The organism is Streptomyces sp. CNQ329 (assembly GCF_000482585.1).
The window spans coordinates 424727-435834 of record NZ_AXVU01000001.1 but is presented as its reverse complement, the minus strand read 5'-3'; the positions used below and the strand labels follow the sequence as shown (position 1 = coordinate 435834).

Here is an 11108-nt window from a genome sequence, read left to right as displayed (position 1 = left end):
GGACCGGCCGTCAGGCCCGCTCCTGCCGGCTGGGGAAGAACGGCAGCGCGGCGCCGGCGGGCTCGCCGTCGTCGGCGGCGGGCACCAGGGTCGCGCTGCCGTCGGCGACGGGCACGACCCCCAGTTCCAGCAGCTCGGACATGGCCGCGCCGCCCGCCATGTCCCGCACCTGCAACTGGTAGCGGGCGGTGGTGCGGTACGTCCCGCCGGCGTCGTCCGACGTGCGCTGGAGGAAGCCGGAGTCCGTGAGGAACGCCATGGCCTTGCCGATGATGCCGGTGGTGGATCCGGCGAGCCGGCGGGCGTCCTTCGTGGCGCCGGTGGCGCTGCGGCGCGCGTACACCCGCCAGGCGGCCTCCAGGCCGCGTTCCCCTTCGGCGGGGTCGGTGTTCTCGCCCGCCTCCTCGGCGCGCTCTTCCAGGCGGCGGCATGCCTGGCGGACGAAGGCGTCGACGCCGTGGACGCTGACGCGGCCGATGTAGCCGTCGTCGGCCAGGTCCTCGGGGCGCGGGAACGCCATGGCGGCGACGGCGAGATGGGCCAGGCCGTGCAGGAAGCGGTCGGCGGAGTCGGTGGCGGCGCGGCGGGCGTAGTCGCCCATGCGGACGGCGAAGACGGAGTCCTCGGCGGCGGTGACGGCCATGCCGGTACGGGTCGAGACCTCCAGCACGACAAGCCCGAGGCCGGCGGCGACGGCGTCGGCGAGGCGCGCGAAGGGCGGCTCTTCCCGGTAGCGGCGGAGCAGTTCGGCGTACTCCAGGTCGCGGGCGGGCAGCAGCCTGGGCTGGAGGCCGAAGGAGACCAGGCGGGCGGCGTCGGCGGCGTCCGCGGGCGTGACGCCCGGGGAGTGCTCGGCGCCTTCGGCCGGGGCGGCCGGACCGGCGCCGGAGACGGTCGCGGAATCGGCGGTCACGAGGCGGCCTCCGTTCGGCCGGCCGCCATCCCGGCGGCGTCCAGCAGTGCCGTGCCGACGATGAGGTCCGCGCCGCCGAACTCGGCGTCCTCCATCGGCGTCCCGTCGTCCACGGCGAACAGCAGCCGCTCGTCACCCTGCCGGTACGCCGTCCCCACGGCCGGGCCCGCGGCGTGCACCGCGAGAAGAGCGACGAGATAGGGCAGCTCGGGGTCGCGGCGCCGGGCGTCGGCGAGCAGCCCGGACAGCCGGCGCGGGGCGTCCGGGGGCAGGTCGAGCAGCTCGCCCGCGGCGGCGAGCTGCTCCTCGCTGAACCGGCTGTCGTCCGGGGTGGCGACAAGATCGGGCTCGGGCATCTCGGCGCCCAGATGGGCCCGTTCCAGCGGCGGGGTGAGCAGCAGCTCGGCGAGGTCGGCGAGGCGGACGGCATGCGGCGCGCGCAGGCCGGTGCCGCGGGCGAAGAAGGCGTCCGTGACGCGGTGCGCCGCGGAGACGGGCAGCGGCAGCAGGGGGGCGAGGAGCTGGCCGTGGAGGTCGACGCCGGTGCGGGCGGCGGGCGGAGCGAACGCCTGCCGGTCCTGCTCGGCGCGGAACAGCGGGCCGGCGTCCAGCAGCCGGGTCTGGAGCTGGGTGTGGCGGCGGATGCAGTCCTTGACGATGTCGACCAGCTCGGCGGCGCGGCGCTTGTGGTCGGGATCCTCGGCTTCGTCCCGGGCGCGGCGGATGTTGGTGAGGATGGCGTTCTCGTGCCGGTACCGGTCGGCGACGTGGTCCAGCGCCTCGTCGATCATCGCCGGCACGGTCTGCAGCCAGTCCACCGCGCGGACGTTACGCCGGGTGGCCTCCAGGGCGCGGCGCAGCGTCTCGGCGTACTGCACGGTGCGGTAGCGGGCCTGTTCGGCGGCGAGCTGGGCGTCGGCGAGCCGGCCGCGGCTGATGAGGACGTCGAGCTTGACCTCGGCGGCGATCTGCGCGCTGGTGACGTCGGTGTCGAGCGCCCCCACCAGCACGTTGACCGCCTCGTCGGTGGTGCGCAGATAGACGGCGCCGCCGGGGCCGGGGACTTCTTCGAGGAGCTTGAAGTCGTACTCCCTGCGTACGTACGCGCCGTCGTGGCCGAACGTGCCGTACACCGCGCGGAAACCGCGGTCGACGCTGCCGACGTTGACCAGGCTGTCCAGCACCCAGTGCGCCACCCGCTCGTGCTCGGCGCGGGGGCGCAGCGGCGCCTGGGCGGCGACGCGCGGCAGCAGCCGGGCGATGACCTCGTCGGGCTCGGCGCCGGTGTCGAAGTCCATCTGCAGCGTGACCAGGTCGATGGCGGAGAGGGCCACCTCCGCCATCGCGTACACCCCGAACTCGCCCGCGAGCATCGACTTGCGGGCGTCCAGGTCGTGCAGCGGGGCCGTGCACGCCAGGGCGCGCAGGCGGCGGGCCAGGCCCTCGTCGGCGGCCGGGCCCGGGGCGGGCCTGGGCGCGCCGGCGGTCGGCGTCGCGGTGGTCGCAGCAGTCACGTCGGACAGATTAGGCGCTGTCACCGACATCGGCCGAAACGGCACCGCCGGCCTCCGGCCGGACGGCGCGACGGGCGGACGCACCCCGCCCTTCGCCCCCGCCGTTCACTGCGGCTCGCCGTACCCGCCGCCGCCCGGGGTCTCGACCACCAGCACGTCCCCCGACCCCGCCTCGGCGGTGTCGCAGCCCTCCAGCGGCTCCACCGTGCCGTCGGCCCGTTGCATGGCGTTGCGGCCGAGCGCGCCCGGCCCGCCGCCCGCCATCCCGTAGGGCGCCACCCGCCGGTGGCCGGTCAGCAGGGTCACCGTCATCGGCTCCAGGAACCGGATGCGCCGCACCGCGCCACGCCCGCCCTCCCAGCGGCCCCGGCCGCCGCTGCCGTCCCGTACGGCGAACTCCTCGACGCGGACCGGGTAGCGCCACTCGAGCACCTCGGGATCGGTGAGGCGGGAGTTGGTCATGTGGGTCTGCACGACGTCGGCGCCGGGGAAGCCGTCGCCCGCGCCGGAGCCGGAGGCGACGGTTTCGTAGTACTGCGCCTTGTCGTTGCCGAAGGTGACGTTGTTCATCGTTCCGGAGCCCTCGGCCTGGACGCCGAGCGCCGCGTACAGCGCGCCCGTCACTGCCTGGGAGGTCTCGACGTTCCCCGCGACGGTGGCCGCCGGGAACTCGGGCGCGAGCATGGAGCCGGGCGGGATGCGCACGTGCAGGGGCTTCAGGCAGCCGCTGTTGAGGGGGATGTCCTCGGCGACCAGGGTGCGGAAGACGTAGAGCACCGCGGCCATGACGACCGAGCTGGGCGCGTTGGCGTTGCCGGGCTGCTGCGGCGAGGTGCCGGTGAAGTCGACGACGGCGCTGCGCGCGTCGCGGTCGACGCGGACGGCGACCTCGATGACGGCGCCCGCGTCCGTCTCGTAGCGGTACGAGCCGTCCCCCAGAGCGGCGATGACGCGGCGCACGGACTCCTCGGCGTTGTCCTGCACGTGCCCCATGTAGGCGCGCACGACGTCGAGGCCGAACATGCCGATCATGCGGCGGAGTTCGTCGATGCCCTTGTTGTTGGCGGCGATCTGGGCGCGCAGGTCGGCGAGGTTGGCGTCGGGCGCGCGCGAGGGGTACGGACCGGAGGTCAGCAGCCGACGCGTCTCGGCCTCGCGCAGCTTCCCGTCGCGGACGAGCAGCCAGTTGTCGAAGAGGACGCCCTCTTCCTGGATGGTGCGGCTGAAGGCGGGCATGGAGCCGGGGGTGATGCCGCCGATCTCCGCGTGGTGGCCGCGGGAGGCGACGAGGAAGAGCAGTTGCTGCTCGCCCGCACCGCCGGCCACCGGGGGCACGGTGTCGAAGACGGGCGTGACGACGGTGACGTCCGGCAGGTGGGTACCGCCGTGGTACGGGTCGTTGATGGCGTACACGTCCCCGGGCCGCAGCCCCTGCGCGCTGTCCCGGTTGCGCCGCAGCACCTCTTTGATGGACTCCCCCATCGACCCCAGATGCACGGGCATGTGGGGCGCGTTGGAGATGAGATTGCCCTCGGCGTCGAACAGAGCGCAGGAGAAGTCGAGCCGCTCCTTGATGTTGACGGAGTGGGCGGTGCTTTCCAGCCGTACGCCCATCTGTTCGGCGATGGCCATGAAGAGACTGTTGAAGACCTCCAGCATCACGGGGTCCACGCCCGTGCCGACCGCCTGTGTGGCGGGCCGCGGGCGGACGCGGGTGAGCGTGAGGTGGCCGCGGTGGTGCACGGCGGCCTGCCAGCCGGGGTCGACGACGGTGGTGGCGCCCTCCTCGGCGAGGATCGCGGGGCCGGTGACGGTGTCGCCGGCGCGCAGGTCTTCGCGCTGGTACAGGCCGGCCTCGCGCCACCGCCCGTCGGCGAAGATCCGTACCCGGTCTGCGGGTTCCGGCGCGCCCTCGTCGCGACCGGCCCGGCCGACCTCCTCCCGCGTGGTCGCGGCCTGCTCGGCGGCGGCCTCGACGGAGGCGGCCTCCGCGACGACCGGCTTGTCCATCGTGAACGCGAACCGCCTCAGGTGCACGGCCGTGAACTCCGCCCGCATCTCCGCCTCCCCGGCCAGCGGCACGGCGATCGCCGAGTCGGTGCCCGCGTAGCGCAGGTGCACCCGCGCCGAGGTGCCCACGGCAGCCGCCGGAATGCCCTCGTCCGTGAGGTCCGCCGCGGCCCGCTCCGCCAGCTCCGCGCAGACCTGCCGGATCACCGGCATCGACGCCTCCGTCAGCTCCGTCTCCACGGCCTGCTCCCGCATCGCCGTCGCGGCGGCGACCCCGATGCCGTACGCGGAGAGCACCCCCGGGTGCGGCGGGACGACGACGGTGGAGATGCCGAGCACGTCGGCGACGGCGCAGGCGTGCTGGCCGCCGGCGCCACCGAAGCTGGTCAGCGCGTAACGGGTGACGTCGTGGCCGCGCTGCACGGAGATCTTCTTGACCGCGTTGGCCATGTTGAGCACGGCGATGTCGAGGAACCCGGCCGCGACCTCCTCCGGAGAGCGCCGGTCGCCGGTCGCCGCGGCGGAGGTCTCGGCCAGTTCGGTGAACGCCCGCCGCACCGCCTCGTCGTCGAGCGGCTGGTCGCCGCCGGGGCCGAAGACGGCCGGGAAGTGGCGGGGCTGGACGCGGCCGAGCATGACGTTGGCGTCGGTGACGGTCAGCGGCCCGCCGCGGCGGTAGCAGGCGGGACCCGGGACGGCGCCGGCCGAGTCCGGGCCGACGCGGTAGCGGCGGCCGTCGAAGTGCAGAACGGAGCCGCCGCCGGCGGCCACGGTATGGATGCTGAGCATCGGCGCACGCATGCGTACGCCCGCCACCTGCGTGTCGAAGTCGCGCTCGAACCCGCCCGCGTAGTGCGACACGTCGGTGGAGGTGCCGCCCATGTCGAAGCCGATGACGCGGTCGTATCCCGCCTCCCCGGACGAGCGGACCATGCCGACGACCCCGCCCGCGGGCCCGGAGAGCACGGCGTCCTTGCCGCGGAAGTGCGTGGCCTCGCGCAGACCGCCGTTGGACTGCATGAACTGCAGCCGGATGCCCGGCAGTTCGGCGGCGACGCGGTCGACGTAGCGGCGCAGGATCGGTGACAGATAGGCGTCGACGACGGTGGTGTCGCCGCGCGGTACGAGCTTCATCAGCGGGCTGACCTCGTGGCCGCAACTGATCTGCGTGAAGCCCGCCCGGCGCGCCTCCTCGGCGATGGCCCGCTCGTGCGCCGCGTGGCGGTAGCCGTGCATGAGGACGACGGCGGCGCTGCGGAACCCGTCGCGGTACGCGTCCGCCAGCGCCGTGCGCACCGCGCCGAGGTCGAGGTCGCGTACGACCTCGCCGCGGGCGCCGACGCGCTCGGGCACCTCGATCACCCGCTCGTACAGCGCCTCGGGTTTGAGGATCCGGCGCTCGAAGAGCAGCGGCCGGTTCTGGTAGGCGATCCGCAGCGCGTCCCGGAACCCTTCGGTGACGACGAGCACCGTCGGCTCGCCCTTCCGTTCCAGGAGGGCGTTGGTGGCGACGGTGGTGCCCATCTTGACCACCTCGACGCGCTCGGCGGGCACCGGCTCGTCCGGCCCGAGGCCGAGCAGCAGCCGCACGCCCGCGACGGCCGCGTCGTCGTGGGCGCCGTAACGCCCCGGGTCGTGCGAGAGCAGCTTGCGGGCGACAAGGGTGCCGTCCGGTCGTCTGCCCACCACGTCCGTGAACGTCCCGCCGCGGTCGATCCAGAACTGCCAGGGCGCCGTCATGCGCTCATTGTCGCAGGCAGCAACCGTATGTGAAGGACGCGTGACGGCCGTCAGCCGGCGGCGCCGTCCGGGGTGATGCGGGTGCGCACGGTGCTCTGCACGTCGCCGTCCTCGGCGGGATCGGCGGCCAGGCTGCGCAGCCGGGCGACGACGCGGGCGTCGGCGGTCTCGGCGTGCCGGGCGCCGATCTCCCGGGTGGCGTCCTCGCAGTCCCACAGGCACTCGACCGCGAAGGAGGCCGGGAAGGAGGGGTCGGTGGCGGACAGCGAGCGGGCGGTGACGCCGCGCAGGTGCGAGCTGCACGTCTCGCGGTAGATGTGCCGCAGCACCGGCGCGGTGGAGGAGATCACCAGCCGTCCCGCGCCGGCGACCAGATCGCACAGCTCCGGTGCGTCCGGCCCTTCGTCGCGCACGCAGCGCAGCAGCACGGCGCGTACGGCGCGGGCGTCGCGCGCGGCGCCGCGGCGGGCGAGCATCACGCCCGCGGCGGTGCCGAGCGCGTCCTCGCGGGCGGCCCAGCGGCGGGCGGTGGCGAGCGCGGCGGTGGAGCACATCCGGCCGAAGGTGGCGAGCGCGGCGGCGGCGAGCGTTTCGGAGGGGCCGCAGGCGGCGGCCTCGATGAGGTCGTACGTCTCCGGGTCGCCGGTCGCCGCGAGGTGGGCGACGGCGGCGGCCCGGGCGCCCTCGCGCGTGCCGCGGGCCGCGGCGAGCAGTTCCGGCCGGTCCTCGGGCCCGGCGACGGCCGCGAGGCAGCGGGCGGCGGCGGCGTGCCGGGGCTGCGCCGGGTACTGCTCCAGGCCGTCCTGCGCCCAGTTGAGGATCTCGGTGACGCTCCAGCCGGGCCGCGGGCCGCGGGAGCCGAGCTGGCGCTGCCAGCGGTCGAAATTACCCTGCTCCTGCGCCGCACGCACCCGCGCACCCAGCCCGGGGTCCTCGGCCCACAGCCGCCAGGGCCGGGGCTCGAACGCGCCGCGCATCTCCCCGGCCAGCTCCCGGTCCCCCTCGGGGGTGTGCGGGAAGCGGGCCAGCACGTGCGGGGCGAGGGCGCGCAGCCCGGCGTCGTCGTCACGCAGGGCCAGCTCGTCGAGGGCCCACTGCCAGCAGCCGCCGGCGGCGGCGTAGCGGCGCAGCAGCTTCAGGGCGTCGTCGCGGCCGTACGAGGCGAGGTGGCCGAGGACGGAGAGGGTGAGACCGGTGCGCTGCTCGTCGGGGCGCAGCACGTCGTCGGGGGCGAAGAGGTGGTCGGCGAGGGCGTCCACGGGGGCGTCCAGCTCCAGGAAGAGCCGGGCGTAGTAGAGCGAGCGGTTCTCCACCTGCCAGTCGTGCCGTGGGTCGTCGATCACGCACCCGTAGAGCGCCTGGAGGGCTTCGGCCCTGGGCGCGGCGAGTGCGTGCAGGGTCCCGTCGCCCCGGCCTCGCTGGAGGAGGCCGAGGAGGGTGCCGCTGGGCGCTATGGCTGGCTCGAACATGACGTCAGCATCCGGGGTGGTGGGACCGCTGGCAACGGAATTTTCCGCGGAACGGACAGACCGGGCCACCGACCGGCTGCCGGCTCCATTGCCGCGGCAGCTTACTGGAGTGCGGGGACGGGGAGAAGTGCGGTCGGGAACCGGCCGGAAGGCATATGCCAGACGCATCTGCTCGGGTCTCGCCAAACGCCTTACGCAGCGTCGCCGGCTGTGCCACAGTCGTAACGGCGCACCGCAGGCCGGCAACGACGCCGGAGCCGCGGGCCGGAAGGTATCGGAGATCACGCCATGGCCGCCGCCTCACGACTCCCCCGCGCCGCGGACACGCGGGCCCCGCAGCAGCCCGAGCGCAGTGCCGTGGCCACGCTGCTGTCACGGATCGCCCGGCTGCGCGGCAGCCTGGAGGCGGTCCGGCGCGAGACGGTCGCCGCCGCGGGCGGCGCCGAGGAGGCCGAGCTGCGCTGGCAGCGCGCGCTGTGCGACCTCGCGGCGCGGCAACTCGACCACCTGACCGTCCAGCTCGGGCAGTTGCGCGAGGGGCACCCGGTCGGAAGGGAACCCGACGGGGCGGGAGGGCCGCAGGGGGCGACCGCCGCGGACCCGCGGGACCGGTCCCAGCCCCGGGTCGGCAGCGCCGAGTGGCATCTGCTTTCGGACGACGCCGACTGGTCGGACGACCTCTTCGAGATCTTCGGCAGGGACCCCGGCGACGGCCCGCTGTCGCTGGACGACCTGCCGTCCTGGTTCGACCCCGCCGACCAGCCGCGGCTGACCGCGATGGTCACGGACTGTCTGGTCGACGGCAAACCGATCGACGGCGAGTTCCGCATCCGCCGCCCGGACGGCGCCTCGCGCACCCTGCACGTGGTCGGCGAGCCGGTCCTCGACGCCCGCGGCGCGACCGAGTCGATGTGGGCGGTCGTACGCGACGTCACCGAGCTGCGCCGCAGCCGGCAGGCGGTGCGGGAGTCGGAGTCCGCGTCCCGGCGCGAGCGGCTCCTCGCGCACGCCGAGCACCGCATCACCCGGGAGCTGCACGAGTCGGTGCTGCCGCCGTGGCGCGGGGCCGTGCACCTGCCGGCCGGGGACGCGGCCGCGCTGACCGTCGCCGGACATCACTTTCCGGCCGCCGCGGACACGCCTGTCAGCGGCGTCTGGTACGACGCCCTGCCGCTGCCCGGCGGCCACACCCTCCTGGGCGTCGGCGACGTCGCCGGCCGCGGCGTGCCGGCCGCCGCGGGGATGACGATGCTCCTCGGCGCCCTGCGCGGCATGGCGCTGGGCGGCGCGGAACCCGCCGCGCTCCTGGGCCGGGCCAACGAGTTGCTGGAGGTGTCGGCGCAGCCGGTGCTCGTCGGCACCGTCTGCTGCCGCTACGACCCGGCCGGGCGCACGCTGCACTGGGCCCGGGCCGCGCACACCCCTCCGCTGCTGTTCCGCGACGGCGTGGGCCGCGCCCTCGCCGCCCCCGACGGCGTGCTCCTGGGTGCCACCGCGGACACGCCGTATGCCCAGGTCGGCGAGCCGTTACGGCCCGGCGACCTGCTCCTGCTGCACACCGCGGGGCTCGGTGCCGGCGATCCGGATCCGGCCCGCGAGCGCCTGCTCGCCCTCGCTCCGCGGTTCGCCACCGCACCGGGCGCGCAGGAGTGCCTGCGCGCCGTCGTCGAAGAGTTCGGCGGCGGGCGCCGCGGCGGCGACGCCTGCGTGCTCGTGGCCAAGGTGACGGGCTGAGCCGCCGCGCGGCGGCGGCCCGGCCCGTCCTTCCCCACCCGTCCCCGTACGACGGCCTCGTGCAGGCCGGGGCCGTCGTCAGATGGGGCTCGTGCGCCCCTTGGGCGACCTCACCAGCGTGTTCCTCATCTCCTCGCGCAGCGCCCTGACCGCGAGATCGTCCGCGTACGGCGCAGTCAGCCGGTAGGTCTCGCGCAGCCGGTCCCAGGTGCGGTGCGAGGAGTTCTCGCCGACGCGCTCCAGCGCGAGCCGGGTATATCCGCCGCCCCGGTCCGGGTCGTCGGCGAGGAAGCCCGCCGCGGCAAGGGACACGTAGTCGAGGATCTGGGAGCGCTGGCGCCCCTCCGGCCGCTTGGCGAGGGCCAGTTCCCCGTGCTCCAGCGCGCGCGGCGCCGCGGACGGGTCGTGCTCGGCGAGCGTGCGGTATGCCAGCGCCTGCATGCCGTGGAGGTCGGCCTCGTCGAAGAGCTGCATCCAGGTGGGCGCCGCCGTGTCCCCGCGGTCGCCCGCGAACAGCTCCTCCGCCTCCCCCAGCGTGCGCTGCACCGCGCCCGACCGGCCCTTGGCCGCCTGCGCCCACGCCTCCACGGTGGCGAGCATCGAGCGGGTACGCGCATGCGTGCCCGGCCCCGTCCCGGACTTGGCCAGCCCGACCAGCTCCAGCGCGTCGTCCGGCCGGCCCAGGTGGATCATCTGCCGCGCGGCGCGGGACAGCGCCTCCCCGGCGCGCGGCCGGTCGCCGCCCTCGCGCGCGGCGTGCGCCGCGATGACGAAGTACCGCTGGGCGGTGGGCTCCAGGCCCACGTCGTGCGACATCCAGCCGGCGAGCACGGCGAGGTTCGCCGCGACGCCCCACAGCCGGCTCTGCAGCGGCTCGGGGTGCCGGTACGCGAGCATGCCGCCGACCTCGTTGAGCTGGCCGATCACGGCCTTGCGCTGCAGACCGCCGCCGCGCTCGGCGTCCCAGGCGCGGAACACCTCGACGGAACGTTCCAGCGCCTCGACTTCCTGTGCGCCGACCGGCGTCGCCTCGTACCTGCCGTAGCGCGCGGGTTCGGCGTGGAGAGGGCCGCCCCCCTCGGCGGTGCCCGGGGCCCCGGGATCGGAGTGCAGCCACTCGTGGAGAGAACTGGTCAGGGCGGAGCCGGCCGCGAGCGCCGTTCCCGCGCCCACCAGGCCGCGTCGATTGAGCATGAGGTCCATTCCCGTGAATTCGGTGAGGACCTCGGCCGTCCGCTCGGGTGCCCAGGGCAGTGCGTCATCGGACTGCCGCCTGACCCGCCCGGGCCCTCCGGCCCGGTCGAACCCGAGATCCTCGGTGGTCACGACACGGCCGAGTCGCTCGGTGAACAGGACCGCCAGCACCTTGGGCACCGGCTCGCGCGGGATCTCGCCCGTCTCGATCCAGCGCCGCACCCGCGAGGTGTCGGTCGCAAGCTGGGGGTGGCCGGTGGCCGCCGCCTGCCGATTGACCAGCCTCGCCAGCTCGCCCTTCGACCAGCCGGTCATCCCGAACAGGTCGGCCAGCCTGGTGTTGGGTCCCTTGCTCACGTCAAGCCCCCAGGGTCTCGGCTCACTTGACAGTACCGACGGGCCGAAGGCCCGGCGAGCATTCGCCAGGGTTCGCCAGGGTGCGCCAGATGGTGTGCCACCCGTATAGCGGTGTGGGCTATGACTGCGCCAACCGGCCCCGGACCCGGGGCACATGCCAGCCGCACTGTCCACCCG

At 75.1% G+C, this 11108-nt stretch carries 6 protein-coding genes; 1 reads left to right on the top strand and 5 read right to left on the bottom strand.

Going from position 1 to position 11108, the window contains the following annotated elements:
- Window positions 1–10: 10 nt before the first annotated feature.
- The 4 genes from I003_RS0101900 to I003_RS0101885 form a co-directional block, all read right to left on the bottom strand.
- On the bottom strand, window positions 11–913 hold the full coding sequence (locus tag I003_RS0101900; RefSeq protein WP_027769933.1) for a hypothetical protein: 903 nt from the start codon (window positions 911–913) through the stop codon (window positions 11–13).
- A complete protein-coding gene (locus tag I003_RS0101895) occupies window positions 910–2457 on the bottom strand; it encodes a hypothetical protein (RefSeq protein ID WP_486584049.1) in 1548 nt (515 codons plus the stop codon). The genes I003_RS0101900 and I003_RS0101895 overlap by 4 nt, the downstream gene beginning before the upstream one ends.
- A 75-nt stretch (window positions 2458–2532) precedes the next feature.
- The gene (locus I003_RS0101890) at window positions 2533–6177 is read right to left on the bottom strand and encodes a hydantoinase B/oxoprolinase family protein (RefSeq protein WP_027769931.1); all 3645 of its coding nucleotides are present in this window, start codon (window positions 6175–6177) and stop codon (window positions 2533–2535) included.
- A 50-nt stretch (window positions 6178–6227) separates the two neighbouring features.
- Entirely contained in the window at window positions 6228–7646 is a 1419-nt protein-coding gene (locus I003_RS0101885) for a hypothetical protein (RefSeq protein ID WP_027769930.1), read from the bottom strand.
- Window positions 7647–7934: 288 nt separating this feature from the next.
- On the opposite strand from I003_RS0101885, the gene I003_RS0101880 reads away from it, so the two are divergent.
- Window positions 7935–9380, top strand: coding sequence for a SpoIIE family protein phosphatase (locus I003_RS0101880; protein WP_027769929.1), 1446 nt, complete (start codon window positions 7935–7937; stop codon window positions 9378–9380).
- Between the two features lie 78 nt (window positions 9381–9458).
- Here the strand turns inward: I003_RS0101880 and I003_RS0101875 are convergent, their stop codons facing one another.
- The gene (locus I003_RS0101875) at window positions 9459–10931 is read right to left on the bottom strand and encodes a DNA-binding protein NsdB (RefSeq protein WP_027769928.1); all 1473 of its coding nucleotides are present in this window, start codon (window positions 10929–10931) and stop codon (window positions 9459–9461) included.
- Window positions 10932–11108 lie beyond the last annotated feature (177 nt).

Coding starts and splice junctions, on each gene's coding strand:
- I003_RS0101895 (WP_486584049.1), bottom strand. CDS start 2,457: ATGTCGGTGACAGCGCCTAATCTGTCCGACGTGACTGCTGCGACCACC.
- I003_RS0101890 (WP_027769931.1), bottom strand. CDS start 6,177: ATGACGGCGCCCTGGCAGTTCTGGATCGACCGCGGCGGGACGTTCACG.
- I003_RS0101885 (WP_027769930.1), bottom strand. CDS start 7,646: ATGTTCGAGCCAGCCATAGCGCCCAGCGGCACCCTCCTCGGCCTCCTC.
- I003_RS0101880 (WP_027769929.1), top strand. CDS start 7,935: ATGGCCGCCGCCTCACGACTCCCCCGCGCCGCGGACACGCGGGCCCCG.